Here is a 14980-nt window from a genome sequence, read left to right on the forward strand (position 1 = left end):
AGCGCGCGGCCAGACCTGGCCCAATTGGTGAGCATAAACATGCTCGACGCCCTGGTGAGTATAGCGTTCGGACGCTTCGATAAACCGGTAACTGGAGAACAGCAATGAGCGCGCTCTACATGATTGTCGGTACCCTGGTTGCATTGGGCGTGCTGGTGACCTTTCACGAGTTTGGCCATTTTTGGGTGGCTCGGCGGTGTGGCGTCAAAGTCTTGCGGTTTTCGGTCGGCTTCGGAATGCCGCTGATTCGCTGGCATGATCGCAAGGGAACAGAGTTTGTCGTTGCGGCTATCCCGTTAGGCGGCTACGTCAAGATGCTCGACGAGCGTGAGGGTGACGTGCCCCCTGAACTAGCAGATCAGTCGTTTAACCGAAAGTCGGTTTATCAGCGCATCGCCATTGTGATTGCAGGTCCGGTCGCCAATTTTCTGCTGGCGATTGTATTTTTTTGGGTACTCGCCATGATGGGCAGCCAGCAAGTGCGGCCAATCATTGGAGCAGTCGAAGCTGGCAGCATCGCGCAGAAGGCCGGGTTGACGGAGGGGCAGGAAATTGTCTCGGTCGACGGCGAAGCGACCTCTGGCTGGGCTGCGGTCAACTTGCAGCTGGTAAGGCGCCTTGGCGAGACCGGCTCTATTGCGCTGAAGGTGATTGACCAGAACTCCACGGCACAGTCTTCTCATCAGTTGGTATTGAATGATTGGCTCAAAGGCGCCGAGGAGCCTGATCCGATTCGCTCGCTGGGGATTCGTCCCTGGCGGCCAGCATTGCCGCCCGTGCTGGCTGAGCTGGATGCCAAAGGTCCGGCGCAGGCGGCCGGCCTGAGGACCGGCGATCGTTTGCTGGCACTGGATGGCCAGCCGGTCGACGAGTGGCAGCAACTGGTTGATCAGGTTCGTGTTCGTCCTGAAACCAAAATTTCGTTGCGTGTAGAGCGTGACGGTGCGCAAATCGACATACCTGTGACTCTCGCCGCGCATGGCGAGGGCGAGGCCGCGACAGGTTATCTGGGTGCAGGCGTCAAAGGTGTAGACTGGCCGCCGGAAATGCTCCGTGAGGTCAGTTATGGTCCGGTAGCCGCCGTTGCAGAGGGCGCGCGCCGTACCTGGACCATGAGTGTTCTGACGCTCGATTCGCTCAGAAAAATGTTGTTCGGCGAGCTGTCCGTAAAAAACTTGAGCGGACCGATAACCATTGCTAAAGTGGCGGGCGCTTCGGCCCAGTCGGGTATTGGTGACTTCTTGAATTTCCTTGCTTATCTGAGCATAAGCCTGGGGGTTCTCAATTTGCTGCCCATTCCGGTGCTGGACGGGGGCCATCTGTTGTTCTATCTGGTCGAGTGGGTACGTGGTCGCCCCCTCTCGGAGAAAGTGCAGGGCTGGGGCATTCAGATCGGTATCAGCCTTGTGGTGGGAGTGATGCTACTCGCACTGGTCAACGATCTGGGACGACTGTAAAACGCTACACCGAATTGTGAATCTGCCGCATTTTGCGGCAGTTTGTTTATTGCCAGTTGGAATAAGAAAGGACTTCATGAAACGTCTGCTGCTAACTGCGGTTCTTGCCGTACTGATGATCGCCGAAGTTCACGCCGAGTCCTTCACTATCTCCGATATCCGTGTCAACGGCCTGCAGCGGGTTTCCGCTGGCAGTGTCTTCGGTGCGTTGCCGTTGAACGTGGGCGAACAGGCGGACGATTCGCGTCTGGTTGACGCTACTCGTGCGCTGTTCAAAACCGGATTCTTCCAGGACATCCAGTTAGGCCGTGACGGTAACGTCCTGGTCATCACTGTGGTCGAGCGTCCTTCCGTTGCGAGTATCGAAATCGACGGGAACAAGGCAATTACCACTGAGGACCTGATGAAGGGACTCAAGCAGTCGGGCTTGGCAGAAGGCGAAATCTTCCAGCGTGCGACCCTGGAGGGCGTGCGTAACGAACTCCAGCGCCAGTATGTCGCGCAGGGTCGTTATTCTGCGGAGGTGGCGACCGAGGTCGTTCCCCAGCCACGTAACCGCGTTGGCCTCAAGATCAACATCAATGAAGGCGCCGTAGCGGCGATCCAGCACATCAACGTGGTGGGTAACAACGTCTTCCCTGATGAGGACCTGATCGACCTGTTCGAGCTGAAAACCACTAACTGGCTCTCATTCTTCAAGAACGATGACAAGTATGCCCGCGAGAAGCTTTCGGGTGACCTTGAGCGTCTGCGTTCGTACTACCTTGATCGCGGCTATATCAATATGGATATCGCCTCGACTCAGGTGTCCATCACGCCAGACAAGAAAAGCGTCTTCATCACCGTCAATATCAACGAAGGCGAGAAGTACAGCGTCAAGTCGGTGAAGCTGAGCGGTGACCTCAAGGTGCCTGAAGATCAGGTCAAATCGTTGCTGCTGGTCAAGCCGGGTCAGGTTTTCTCTCGCAAGGTCATGACCACCACGTCCGAGCTGATCACCCGTCGTCTTGGCAACGAAGGCTACACCTTCGCCAACGTCAATGGCGTGCCGACTGCCCATGATGAAGATCACACCGTCGATATCACGTTCGTTGTCGACCCAGGCAAGCGCGCGTATGTAAACCGAATCAATTTCCGTGGCAACACCAAGACTGCTGACGAAGTCCTGCGTCGCGAAATGCGCCAGATGGAAGGCGGCTGGGCTTCTACTTACCTCATCGACCAGTCCAAGACCCGTCTTGATCGCCTTGGCTTCTTCAAGGAAGTGAACGTAGAAACCCCACCGGTGCCGGGCACCGATGACCAGGTTGACGTGAACTACGCCGTAGAAGAGCAAGCGTCCGGCTCGATTACCGCCAGCGTTGGTTTTGCGCAGAGCGCCGGCCTGATTCTGGGTGGCTCGATCAGTCAGAACAACTTTCTGGGTACCGGTAACAAGGTCAGCATTGGTTTGACCCGCAGCGAATACCAGACCCGCTACAACTTCAGCTATGTCGATCCGTACTTCACGCCAGACGGCGTGAGCCTTGGCTACAGCGCGTTCTACCGCAAGACCAACTACGACGACCTCGACGTCGACGTGGCAAGCTACTCGGTCAACAGCCTGGGCGCTGGCGTCAACATGGGCTACCCGATCAACGAAACGTCGCGTCTGAACTTCGGCCTGTCGATACAAAACGATGAGATCAGCACCGGTCGGTACACCGTTGACGAGATTTTCGACTTTGTAAACAAGGAAGGCGATAACTACCTGAACTACAAGGCATCGGTAGGCTGGTCTGAGTCGACCCTAAACAAAGGCACCTTGCCCACCCGTGGTTCGTCCCAGAGTCTGACGCTGGAAACCACGATTCCTGGCAGCGACCTTTCGTTCTATAAGCTTGATTATCGTGGCCAGCTGTTCCACCCGATCAGCACAAACTACACGCTGCGGCTGCACTCCGAGCTGGGTTATGGCGACGGTTACGGGTCGACTACGGGTCTGCCGTTCTATGAAAACTACTACGCCGGTGGCTTCAACTCGGTACGTGGTTTTAAGGACAGCACACTGGGTCCACGCAGTACGCCGAGCCGTGGTGCCGCTGTCACCGGCAACCAAGGGACGCTTGCTGACCCGGATCAAGATCCACTGCCGTTTGGTGGTAACGTTCTGGTCACCGGCGGTGTCGAGTTGCTGTTCCCGCTGCCCTTCATCAAAGATCAGCGCTCGCTGCGTACCTCGTTGTTCTGGGACGTGGGTAACGTCTTCGACAGTAATTGCAGCTCGAGCACAGTCACCTCTACGGGTGAAAAAGTTAAATGCAACAACGTGGACCTCTCCGGTATGGCGAGCTCCGTCGGTGTTGGCGTCACCTGGATTACTGCTCTCGGTCCGCTGAGTTTTGCGCTCGCGATGCCGGTCAAAAAACCGGACAACGATACCGAAACGCAGGTGTTCCAATTCTCTCTCGGTCAGACCTTTTAATCGTCTGACCCTCGATAACGACAACGGATTCTGTAGGAGTACATCGTGCGTAAGTTGACCCAATTGGCATTGCTGGCAGCGGTTTTGATTTCCACACCTGTCTTTGCCGACATGAAAATCGCAGTACTGAACTATCAAATGGCACTGCTGGAGTCTGATGCAGCGAAGAAATATGCCGTTGATGCAGAGAAGAAATTCGGCCCACAGCTGGCCAAGCTCAAAACGCTGGAAAGCAGCGCGAAAGGTATTCAGGACCGTTTGGTCGCTGGCGGTGACAAGATGGCTCAGCCTGAGCGCGAGCGTCTAGAGCTTGAGTTCAAGCAAAAAGCCCGTGATTTCCAGTTCCAGTCCAAGGAGCTGAACGAAGCCAAGGCAGTTGCCGACCGCGAAATGCTCAAGCAACTCAAGCCTAAGCTGGATCAGGCTGTTGAAGAAGTGATCAAGAAAGGTGCATTTGACCTGGTGTTCGAGCGCGGCGCTGTGATTGATGTCAAGCCTCAGTACGACGTCACTCGCCAAGTCATCGAGCGCATGAACCAGCTGAAGTAACTTCATGACCGCGACTATCAAACTCGGCGAGTTGGCCGGGTTCCTCGGAGCCACCTTGCGTGGCGCCGAGGATAAGGACATTACAGGGCTGGCCACTTTGCAGGAGGCCGGCCCCGGTCAGGTCAGCTTTCTGGCCAATCCTCAATACCGTAAATTCCTCGCCACGACCCACGCCTCAGCCGTGCTGCTCAAGCCTGCTGACGCCGAAGGTTTTTCCGGCGATGCATTGTTGGTCGCCGACCCGTATCTGGCGTATGCCCGAATTTCACACCTGTTCGATCCAAAGCCTAAAGCCAGTGCCGGAATACATCCGACGGCAGTAGTTGCTGAAGATGCCCAGGTTGATCCTACTGCGAGCGTCGGTGCTTTCGCCGTGATTGAGAGTGCTGCACGTATTGGTGCGGGTGTGACCATCGGCGCGCATTGCTTCATTGGCGCCCGTAGTTGCATCGGCGACGGTGGCTGGCTCGCCCCGCGAGTGACGCTTTATCACGATGTCCGCATAGGGCAGCGCGTGGTGATTCAGTCCGGTGCAGTGTTGGGAGGTGAAGGCTTCGGCTTTGCCAACGAAAAAGGCGTCTGGAACAAGATTGCCCAGATTGGTGGCGTAACCATCGGTGACGACGTGGAGATTGGCGTGAACACTGCCATCGACCGAGGCGCCATGGACGACACCCGAATCGGTAACGGCGTGAAACTGGATAACCAGATTCAGATCGCTCACAACGTTCAGATTGGTGACCACACCGCGATGGCGGCATGCGTCGGCATCTCCGGCAGCTCCAAAATCGGCAAGAACTGCATGCTGGCAGGCGGTGTGGGTCTGGTTGGGCACATCGAGATCTGTGATGGGGTTTTCATTACGGGCATGACAATGGTGACCCGTTCGATTACCGAACCTGGCGCCTATTCGTCGGGTACGGCGATGCAGCCGGCTGCCGAATGGCGCAAGAGTGCAGCGCGGATGCGGCATCTCGATGACATGGCCCGCCGTCTGCAACAGCTAGAAAAGATTGTCGAGGCAGTGACCTCAGGCGGTAAAGCTTCATCTGATGGCTGATACCTATTTCTTATCAAGCGTGCACAGCCGATAAACTGCCTCCTTGATTTGCTAGAGGAGTGCTGCGCAACCGTCGCGCACTCCCAATCTTTACTACAGGCTTCCCCTCGAAATGATGGACATCAACGAAATTCGCGAATATCTGCCTCACCGTTACCCGTTCCTGTTGGTGGACCGGGTGGTGGAGCTGGATGTTGAGAGCAAAAGGATTCGGGCCTACAAAAACGTCAGCATCAATGAGCCGTTCTTCAACGGCCATTTTCCTCAGCATCCAATCATGCCGGGCGTTCTGATTATTGAAGCGATGGCTCAAGCGGCTGGCATTCTTGGTTTCAAGATGCTCGACGTGAAGCCGGCGGACGGTACGCTTTACTACTTCGTGGGCTCTGACAAGCTGCGCTTCCGTCAGCCTGTTCTGCCTGGCGATCAACTGATTCTTGAAGCGAAGTTCCTTAGCTGCAAGCGTCAGATCTGGAAGTTCGAGTGCCAGGCTTCGGTAGACGGCAAGCCGGTGTGCTCCGCAGAAATCATCTGTGCGGAACGTAAACTATGAGTTTGATTGACCCTCGCGCAATCATCGATCCGACAGCCATTCTGGCTGACAACGTTGAGGTCGGCCCTTGGTCGATCGTCGGAGCCGGTGTGGAAATTGGCGAGGGTACCGTGATCGGTCCGCATGTGATCCTTCGCGGGCCTACCAAAATCGGTAAGCACAACCACATTTACCAGTTTTCGTCGGTAGGTGAGGACACGCCTGATTTGAAGTACAAGGGCGAGGCGACCCGTTTGGTCATCGGCGATCACAATGTGATTCGCGAAGGCGTGACGATTCATCGTGGCACCATTCAAGACCGCGCTGAAACCACCCTCGGCGATCACAACCTGATCATGGCCTATGCCCACATCGGTCATGACAGTGTGATTGGCAACAACTGCATCCTCGTTAACAACACCGCATTGGCCGGGCATGTCCACGTAGACGACTGGGCGATACTGTCGGGCTTTACGCTGGTGCATCAGTATTGCCGCATCGGCGCCCACAGCTTTTCTGGCATGGGCACGGCTATCGGTAAAGACGTACCGGCATTCGTCACTGTGTTCGGCAACCCGGCCGAGGCGCGCAGCATGAACTTCGAAGGCATGCGCCGGCGTGGTTTCTCGGAAGAGTCCATCCTCGCGTTGCGCAGCGCCTACAAGGTCGTCTATCGCAAAGGGCTGACGGTTGATCAGGCCATCGCCGAGCTTGTTGGTCCTGCTGCACAATTCCCCGAAGTCGCTGTGTTCCTCGAGTCCATCAAGACATCGACTCGCGGCATCACCCGTTAATCATGGGTGCCTTGCGTATAGCGCTGGTTGCCGGTGAGGCCTCGGGTGACATTCTCGGCTCGGGGTTGATGCGCGCGATCAAGGTTCGCCATCCTGATGCGCAATTCATTGGCGTCGGTGGTCCGCTCATGGAAGCGCAAGGGATGACCTCATACTTCCCGATGGAGCGTTTGTCCGTCATGGGGCTGGTGGAGGTTCTGGGGCGGCTGAAAGAGTTGCTCGCGCGCCGTAAAGCACTCATTGAAACGCTCATCAATCAAAAGCCGGACGTCTTCATCGGCATCGACGCGCCTGACTTCACCCTCAATATCGAGCTCAAACTGCGTCAGGCCGGTATCAAAACCGTGCATTACGTAAGTCCCTCGGTATGGGCATGGCGGCAAAAACGGGTGCTGAAGATACGCGAAGGCTGTGACCTGATGCTCACGTTGCTGCCCTTCGAAGCGCGCTTCTATGAAGAGAAGGGCGTGCCGGTGCGTTTTGTCGGGCATCCCTTGGCAGATACCATTCCGCTGGAGGCCGATCGTTCAGCCGCTCGTGCGCAGTTGGCACTGGGCGATGGCCCCGTGGTTGCACTGATGCCTGGCAGTCGCGGTGGCGAAGTGGGCCGGCTCGGCGCGCTGTTCTTCGATGCGGCCGAGCGGTTGCAGACGGCCCGCCCGGGCATTCGCTTCGTCCTGCCGTGTGCCAGTCCACAGAGGCGCGCACAAATTGAACTATTGCTTGAAGGTCGCAGCCTGCCGCTGACGCTGCTCGACGGTCAGTCCCATCTGGCGCTGGCCGCCTGCGACGCTGTGCTGATCGCTTCTGGCACCGCGACCCTCGAAGCGCTTCTTTACAAACGACCGATGGTGGTTGCCTATCGCCTGGCACCGCTGACCTTCTGGGTACTCAAGCGTATGGTGAAAAGTCCGTACGTATCCCTGCCGAATTTGCTGGCGCAGCGTTTGCTGGTGCCCGAGTTACTGCAGGATGCGGCGACAGCCTATTCGCTGGCCCAGACGTTGCTGCCGTTGCTCGACAACGGCTTAGCACAGACGGCCGGCTTCGACGCCATTCACCGGACCTTGCGTCGCGATGCATCCAATCAGGCCGCCGAAGCGGTACTGAGCCTGATCGGCGCATCCCCTTCACAATGAGTACGCGTCACATGCAAATGGGTTTGGACTTCAATCTGGTCGAGGATCTGGTCGCGGGTGTCGATGAGGTGGGCCGTGGCCCGCTTTGCGGCGCGGTTGTGACCGCTGCCGTTATTCTTGATCCCAAGCGTCCCATCCTGGGTCTCAACGATTCAAAAAAGCTCACCCAAGCCAAGCGCGAGAAGCTGTTCGACGAGATCTGCGAAAAGGCTTTGTGCTGGCATATCGCACGCGCCGAAGTGGAGGAGATCGATGAGCTCAACATCCTTCACGCCACGATGCTTGCGATGAAGCGAGCGGTAGAAGGTTTGCTCATCACCCCTAAACTGGCACTGATCGACGGTAATCGTTGTCCGCAACTTTCGGTGCCAAGCGCGCCCGTCATACAGGGCGATGCCCAGGTCCCGGCCATAGCGGCGGCGTCGATTCTGGCCAAGGTCAGTCGTGATCGTGAAATGGCGGCGATGGAGCTGATTTATCCCGGCTACGGTATTGGCGGACACAAGGGCTATCCGACGCCCGTCCATCTGGAAGCCTTGGCGCGGCTGGGGCCCACGCCTATTCATCGGCGTTCCTTTGCACCCGTGCGAGCCGCTTATCAGGCCCGTGAGGTGATGATCGCTAGCTCGTTCACGCCGCTTGCGTTCAATTGATCGTGCTGATGTTTTTGTAAGAGGCCGGTACAATCCGGCCTTCGTTTTCTGTGCTTTATAGGATCACCCATGCCGGCTTCTTTCGTTCATCTACGCCTGCACACCGAATATTCGCTGGTCGACGGTCTGGTCCGGGTCAAACCGCTGGTCAAGGCCTTGGCCGGTATGAATATGCCCGCGGTGGCGGTGACCGATCAGAACAACATGTGCTCGCTGGTCAAGTTCTACAAGGCCGCGATGGGCGCCGGCATCAAGCCCATCTGCGGCGCCGATCTGTGGCTTGCCGGCAGGGACAAAGACGCAGCGCTCAGCCGGATCAGCCTATTGGTGATGAATCCCAAGGGCTACCGCAATCTCACCGAGCTGATCTCGCGCGGCTTCATTGATGGTCAGCGCAATGGCCTGGTGGTGATCGAACGTCAGTGGATCGCCGAGGCCAACGAAGGCCTGATCGCGCTCTCCGCCGCCAAAGAAGGCGAGATCGGCATGGCATTGCTGGGCGGTAATCCGGCTGAAGCCGACCTGCTGCTCAAAGAGTGGATGAGCGTTTTTCCTGATCGCTTCTACATCGAAGTTCAGCGCACTGCCCGCGTCAACGATGAAGAACACCTGCACGCTGCGGTCGCCCTGGCCGAGCGCCATGGCGCGCCGCTGGTGGCCACCAACGATGTGCGGTTTATCAAGCAGGAAGATTTCGAGGCCCACGAAACACGCGTGTGCATTGGTGAGGGCCGCGCCCTTGATGATCCGCGTCGTTCGCACAATTACAGTGACCAGCAATACCTGAAAAGCGCGGCCGAAATGACGGAGCTGTTCAGCGACCTGCCCGACGCACTGGAAAACACCGTCGAGATTGCCAAGCGCTGCAACATCGACGTGAAGCTGGGCACCGCGTTCCTGCCTAACTTTCCGATCCCTGATGGCATGACCATCGATGAATATTTCCGCAAGGTTTCGTTTGAAGGCCTTGAAGAGCGGCTGGCGGTATTGTGGCCCAGAGACACCACGCCCAACTACGAAGAAAAGCGCCAGCTGTATGTCGACCGGTTGAATTTCGAACTGGATATCATCATCCAGATGGGGTTCCCGGGTTACTTCCTGATCGTGATGGACTTCATCCAGTGGGCCAAAAGTAATGGCGTGCCCGTCGGGCCCGGCCGGGGCTCAGGCGCCGGTTCGCTGGTGGCGTACGTACAGAAGATTACCGACCTTGACCCGCTGCAATATGACCTGCTGTTCGAGCGCTTCCTGAACCCCGAGCGGGTGTCGATGCCCGACTTCGACGTCGACTTCTGCATGGACGGTCGGGATCGGGTAATCGATTACGTGGCCGAAAAGTACGGTCGCAACGCGGTCAGTCAGATCATCACCTTCGGCTCCATGGCCGCCAAGGCTGTGGTACGTGATGTGGCGCGTGTGCAGGGCAAGTCTTACGGACTGGCTGATCGCCTGTCGAAGATGATTCCGTTTGAAGTGGGCATGACCCTCGAAAAGGCTTATGAGCAGGAAGAAATCCTGCGCGACTTTTTGAAAGTTGACGAAGAAGCGGCAGAAATCTGGGAGATGGCGCGCAAGCTTGAGGGCGTTGTGCGCAACGTCGGCAAGCATGCCGGTGGTGTGGTGATTGCACCGACCAAGCTGACGGATTTCTCGGCCATTTACTGCGATGAAGAGGGCGGCGGCCTCGTTACCCAGTTCGACAAGGATGACGTTGAAGCGGCAGGTCTGGTGAAGTTCGACTTCCTCGGCCTGCGGACGCTGACCATCATCGACTGGGCGCTGAAGACCATCAACCGCGACCGCGCCAAGGTCAACGAGCCGCCGCTGGACATCGCATTCATCCCGCTGGATGACGCGCCGACCTACGAACTGCTGCAAAGAGCAGAAACCACTGCGGTGTTCCAGCTTGAGTCGCGAGGCATGAAGGAGCTGATCAAAAAGCTCAAGCCCGACTGCCTGGAAGACTTGATCGCACTGGTGGCGCTGTTTCGTCCCGGGCCGTTGCAGTCGGGCATGGTGGATGACTTCATCAACCGCAAACACGGTCGTGCCGAGCTGTCGTACCCGCACATCGACTACCAATACGAAGGCCTCAAACCCGTACTGCTGCCAACCTACGGCATCATCCTGTATCAGGAACAGGTGATGCAGATCGCTCAGGTGATGGCCGGTTATACCCTCGGCGAGGCGGACATGCTTCGTCGTGCGATGGGTAAGAAAAAACCCGAGGAAATGGCCAAGCAGCGCGGCGGCTTCATCGATGGTTGCAAGAGCAACAATATCGAGCCTGACCTGGCCGGTAACATTTTCGACCTGGTGGAAAAATTCGCCGGTTACGGCTTCAACAAGTCTCACTCGGCGGCTTACGGGCTGGTGTCTTACCAGACCGCTTGGCTAAAGAAGCATTACCCTGCGCCGTTCATGGCGGCGGTGTTGTCGGCGGACATGCACAACACTGACAAAGTGGTCACGCTGATCGAAGAAGTGCGCACGATGAAGCTGCGCCTCGATGCTCCGGACGTGAACACCTCCGACTTCAAGTTCACCGTGGACGACGACGGTCGCATTCTGTACGGCCTCGGGGCGATCAAGGGCGTGGGCGAAAGCCCGGTCGAGGCGATCACCGAAGCGCGCATGGACGGCCCGTTTACCGACCTGTTCGACTTCTGCGCCCGGGTCGACCTCAAGCGCGTTAACAAGCGCACCCTTGATGGCTTGATCCGCAGTGGTGCACTGGACCGTCTGGGTCCGTACTTTTTCGATGAGCCAAAACCGTATCAAGCCAACATCGATCGCAACCGCGCGGTATTGCTGGCTGCGCTGGGAGAAGCGATCCAGGCCGCCGAACAAACCGCACGCAGCCATGACAGTGGCCATGCTGACCTGTTTGGCGGTTTGTTCGTTGAAGAAGATACCGATGTGTATGCAAACCATCGCGCTGCCAAGGAAGTCACGCTCAAAGAGCGGCTGCGTGGTGAGAAAGAAACACTCGGGCTCTACCTGACCGGTCACCCAATTGATGAATATGAAGGCGAGATCAGGCGGTTTGCCCGCCAACGCATCGTCGATTTGAAGCCTGCGCGCGATACTCAGACGGTTGCCGGTCTGATCATCAATCTGCGGGTCATGAAGAACAAAAAGGGCGACAAGATGGGTTTCATCACCCTCGATGACCGCTCCGGACGTATAGAAGCATCGCTGTTTGCCGAGGCCTTTCACTCCGCTCAGTCGTTATTGCAGACTGACGCGATGGTGGTGGTGGAAGGGGAGGTCAGTTCGGACGACTTCTCCGGTGGGCTGCGTTTGCGTGCCAAGCGCGTGATGAGCCTGGAAGAAGCCCGTACAGGTCTGGCCGAAAGCCTGCGCCTGACGGTTCGTAGCGAGTCGCTCAAGGGCGATCGGCTACGCTGGCTGGGCGATCTGTGCAAAAAGCATCGTGGCGCATGCCCTATTACGCTCGATTACACCGGGCTGGATGCCAAGGCGTTGTTGCAGTTTGGCGAAGCGTGGCGAATCGATCCCGCAGACAGCTTGATTCAAGCGCTGCGTGACCAGTTCGGACGAGAGAACGTCTTCCTGCAGTATCGTTGAATGCACAGGTGCTCTGTGAATGCCCGCCGCGAAGGCTGCGTTCATAAGGCGCCTGTTCTCAGCCCTGAATTTTTAATCTCGACCTGAATGCGCCATCTCCCTTATGGTATGGCGCTTACGGATCAACCGGCCGGCCTCTTGGCCGTCGACCCAAGACGGATGCCTATGAACCCGAATTTTCTGGATTTCGAACAGCCGATCGCTGACCTGCAAGCCAAAATCGAAGAGCTGCGTCTGGTTGGTAATGACAACTCGCTGAACATCGGCGACGAAATCTCTCGACTGCAAGAGAAGAGCAGCACGCTCACCGAAAGCATTTTCGGCAACCTGACCAGTTGGCAGATTGCGCGCATGGCGCGTCACCCTCGTCGTCCTTACACGCTCGATTACATCGAACACATCTTCACTGAGTTCGATGAATTGCACGGCGATCGGCATTTCTCCGACGACGCCGCGATTGTCGGTGGTATTGCCCGCCTGGAAGACCAGCCAGTGATGGTGATCGGTCATCAGAAAGGCCGTGAAGTGCGCGAAAAAGTTCGTCGCAACTTCGGTATGCCGCGCCCCGAAGGCTACCGCAAGGCTTGCCGACTGATGGAAATGGCCGAGCGTTTCAAGATGCCGATCCTGACGTTCATCGACACGCCCGGCGCATACCCCGGTATCGACGCCGAAGAGCGTAACCAGAGCGAAGCCATCGCCTGGAACCTTCGCGTGATGGCACGCCTGAAAACGCCAATCATCGCTACCGTGATCGGTGAAGGTGGTTCGGGTGGCGCACTGGCCATCGGTGTCTGCGATCAACTGAACATGCTGCAGTACTCGACGTACGCCGTGATCTCGCCGGAAGGCTGCGCTTCCATTCTCTGGAAAACCGCTGAGAAAGCGCCGGATGCCGCCGAAGCCATGGGTATCACAGCGGATCGCCTGAAGGGCCTGGGGATTGTTGACAAGGTGATCGGAGAGCCGCTCGGCGGCGCGCACCGTGACCCAGCCAAAGCCGCTGCTTCCATTCGCGAAGAGCTAAGCAGCCAGCTTGCGATGCTCAAGGGCTTCGACGCCGATGAGCTTCTGGCTCGCCGCTACGATCGCCTCATGAGCTACGGCCTCTAAGCCTAAATCGTCTTTTTTGTCGTCCGGCCAGCGTTAAGCAGGGTCTTTCCAGCATGAGCAAGCCGGACTCCATTAAAAAAGAACTCTCTGCCCGACTGCTCTCGCGCCTGTCCCCTTGGCGCGAGGCGGCCGGATGGCGAATCGCTTTCTCAGGCGGTCTCGACTCCACCGTGCTTCTGCACCTGCTCGCTGATCTCTCCAGACACGAGTCACTTCCAGCGCTTCACGCCCTCCATATTCATCACGGTTTGCAGGCTGGCGCCCAATCCTGGCCCGCGCATTGTCGTCGTGTCTGTCAGATTCTGGACGTGCCGCTGCAAGTCATTTCCGTTGAAGTGCAAAGCGGGCCCAGCCTGGAACAAGCCGCACGCGAAGCCCGATACGCCGCGTTCAGTGAGGTCTTGTTGGAGGATGAGGTGTTACTGACTGCACAGCACCGTGATGATCAGGCCGAAACGCTGTTGTTTCGGTTACTGCGCGGCGCGGGGGTGCGCGGGCTGGCGGCGATGCCTTTCGAGCGTGAGCTGGGCCTGGGTCGGCTGCTGCGACCCTTGCTGGATGAATCGCGCGAGCGTCTTGAGGCGTACGCACGAGAGCAGGGTCTGAGCTGGGTGGAGGACCCGAGCAACGAGAACAGTCGGTTTTCGCGTAATTATCTGCGTCATCGGGTCATGCCATTGCTGATCTCGCGTTGGCCCCAGGCGTCGGCCAGTATGTCGCGTACGGCCAGCCATCTTGCCGAAGCGCAAACGTTGCTGACGGAGTTGGCTGAGGAGGATCTGGCACATGCATCTACGGAGTCGCCATTTGACTGGCTGAACATCCCTTCGCTGGCGCTGGCGCCCCTTGAGGCGTTGTCGGCTGCGCGTCAACGCAATGCATTGCGCCACTGGCTCGGCGGGCGAACGCGTCTGCCAGACACTGATCATTGGGCCGGATGGGACAGCTTGCGTGATGCAGGCCCTGATGGTCGTCCCATCTGGCGTTTGGCGGATGGACAGTTGCACCGCGCGCAAGGACGTATCTGGTGGTTGTCCGGTGTCTGGATGCGCAATGTCAGTGGCACTCAGACCTGGGATATCGCCGAAGACCCATTGGCGTTACCAGGTAATGGTCAACTGTCGTTCGTCGGTGAGCCGCCCCGTGGCGGCCTGCATGTGCACTATCGCCAAGGCGGAGAGATGATGAATCTGCCCGAGCGGGGGCGGCGGGATCTCAAACGGCTGCTCAACGAAGGCGGGGTGCCGGTTTTCCTGCGCGGCAGATTGCCGCTGTTGTACCGCGGGGAGACGTTATTGGCCGTCGCCAGCCTCCCTGGTTTGGACGCCGACCCCCGTGGCGACTGGCGATTGCACTGGACACCACCGACGAATGACCAAAGTTTGAGCTGAAAGGGCCTTTCCGGTAGACTACGCTCCCTTCTTGATACAGCTTCTGTCGATGCTTTTGGATCGACGAAAGTTGCCGATTACCAGCCAGTCTTTACTGGGCGATTCCAACCATGTAGCGAGCTGCCGACAGACCTTTACCGGTAAGTAATATTCAGCGCAATACATTCAGGAATGCACTGTAAAACACGCAGGTCGTCGGGGGCTTCGGCCTTCCTTCGCTTTCCCCGGCGGCTCTGA

Annotated in this window: 11 protein-coding genes; all 11 read left to right on the forward strand. The window is 57.7% G+C overall.

What is annotated here, in order from left to right; translation table 11 throughout:
* Positions 1-104: 104 nt before the first annotated feature.
* Positions 105-1457 carry a sigma E protease regulator RseP gene (gene rseP / locus OYW20_RS06625; protein ID WP_268799916.1) on the forward strand — a complete coding sequence of 451 codons (1353 nt, stop codon included), beginning with the start codon at positions 105-107 and terminating at the stop codon, positions 1455-1457.
* A gap of 76 nt (positions 1458-1533) precedes the next feature.
* Complete coding sequence (gene bamA / locus OYW20_RS06630; RefSeq protein WP_268799917.1) at positions 1534-3921, forward strand: outer membrane protein assembly factor BamA; 2388 nt, start codon at positions 1534-1536, stop codon at positions 3919-3921.
* A 45-nt stretch (positions 3922-3966) separates the two neighbouring features.
* Entirely contained in the window at positions 3967-4470 is a 504-nt protein-coding gene (locus tag OYW20_RS06635) for an OmpH family outer membrane protein (RefSeq protein WP_268799918.1), read from the forward strand.
* Positions 4471-4474: 4 nt separating this feature from the next.
* Positions 4475-5530, forward strand: a complete 1056-nt coding sequence (gene lpxD / locus OYW20_RS06640; protein WP_268799919.1) for a UDP-3-O-(3-hydroxymyristoyl)glucosamine N-acyltransferase — start codon at positions 4475-4477, stop codon at positions 5528-5530.
* A gap of 112 nt (positions 5531-5642) precedes the next feature.
* Positions 5643-6083 (forward strand): 3-hydroxyacyl-ACP dehydratase FabZ, encoded by a 441-nt coding sequence (gene fabZ, locus OYW20_RS06645; RefSeq protein ID WP_268799920.1) that lies wholly within the window; start codon positions 5643-5645, stop codon positions 6081-6083.
* Positions 6080-6856, forward strand: coding sequence for an acyl-ACP--UDP-N-acetylglucosamine O-acyltransferase (lpxA, locus tag OYW20_RS06650; protein ID WP_268799921.1), 777 nt, complete (start codon positions 6080-6082; stop codon positions 6854-6856). Before fabZ ends, lpxA begins: the two co-directional genes overlap by 4 nt.
* Before the next feature lie 2 nt (positions 6857-6858).
* On the forward strand, positions 6859-7995 hold the full coding sequence (lpxB, locus tag OYW20_RS06655) for a lipid-A-disaccharide synthase (protein ID WP_408005475.1): 1137 nt from the start codon (positions 6859-6861) through the stop codon (positions 7993-7995).
* Between the two features lie 11 nt (positions 7996-8006).
* The gene (gene rnhB, locus OYW20_RS06660) at positions 8007-8648 is read left to right on the forward strand and encodes a ribonuclease HII (RefSeq protein WP_268799922.1); all 642 of its coding nucleotides are present in this window, start codon (positions 8007-8009) and stop codon (positions 8646-8648) included.
* A 69-nt stretch (positions 8649-8717) separates the two neighbouring features.
* Positions 8718-12239 (forward strand): DNA polymerase III subunit alpha, encoded by a 3522-nt coding sequence (gene dnaE, locus OYW20_RS06665; RefSeq protein ID WP_268799923.1) that lies wholly within the window; start codon positions 8718-8720, stop codon positions 12237-12239.
* Between the two features lie 165 nt (positions 12240-12404).
* Complete coding sequence (locus tag OYW20_RS06670) at positions 12405-13352, forward strand: acetyl-CoA carboxylase carboxyltransferase subunit alpha (RefSeq protein WP_268799924.1); 948 nt, start codon at positions 12405-12407, stop codon at positions 13350-13352.
* Between the two features lie 53 nt (positions 13353-13405).
* Positions 13406-14743 (forward strand): tRNA lysidine(34) synthetase TilS, encoded by a 1338-nt coding sequence (gene tilS / locus OYW20_RS06675; RefSeq protein WP_268799925.1) that lies wholly within the window; start codon positions 13406-13408, stop codon positions 14741-14743.
* Positions 14744-14980: the final 237 nt, after the last annotated feature.

The sequence above is a fragment of the Pseudomonas sp. BSw22131 genome, assembly GCF_026810445.1.
GTDB classification, from domain to species: domain Bacteria; phylum Pseudomonadota; class Gammaproteobacteria; order Pseudomonadales; family Pseudomonadaceae; genus Aquipseudomonas; species Aquipseudomonas huanghezhanensis.

What these genes read in the sequence shown, in the direction of transcription:
- tilS (WP_268799925.1), top strand. Translation starts at nt 13,406, where the DNA reads ATGAGCAAGCCGGACTCCATTAAAAAAGAACTCTCTGCCCGACTGCTC.
- rseP (WP_268799916.1), top strand. Translation starts at nt 105, where the DNA reads ATGAGCGCGCTCTACATGATTGTCGGTACCCTGGTTGCATTGGGCGTG.
- lpxA (WP_268799921.1), top strand. Translation starts at nt 6,080, where the DNA reads ATGAGTTTGATTGACCCTCGCGCAATCATCGATCCGACAGCCATTCTG.
- lpxB (WP_408005475.1), top strand. Translation starts at nt 6,859, where the DNA reads ATGGGTGCCTTGCGTATAGCGCTGGTTGCCGGTGAGGCCTCGGGTGAC.
- bamA (WP_268799917.1), top strand. Translation starts at nt 1,534, where the DNA reads ATGAAACGTCTGCTGCTAACTGCGGTTCTTGCCGTACTGATGATCGCC.
- OYW20_RS06670 (WP_268799924.1), top strand. Translation starts at nt 12,405, where the DNA reads ATGAACCCGAATTTTCTGGATTTCGAACAGCCGATCGCTGACCTGCAA.
- lpxD (WP_268799919.1), top strand. Translation starts at nt 4,475, where the DNA reads ATGACCGCGACTATCAAACTCGGCGAGTTGGCCGGGTTCCTCGGAGCC.
- fabZ (WP_268799920.1), top strand. Translation starts at nt 5,643, where the DNA reads ATGATGGACATCAACGAAATTCGCGAATATCTGCCTCACCGTTACCCG.
- dnaE (WP_268799923.1), top strand. Translation starts at nt 8,718, where the DNA reads ATGCCGGCTTCTTTCGTTCATCTACGCCTGCACACCGAATATTCGCTG.
- rnhB (WP_268799922.1), top strand. Translation starts at nt 8,007, where the DNA reads ATGCAAATGGGTTTGGACTTCAATCTGGTCGAGGATCTGGTCGCGGGT.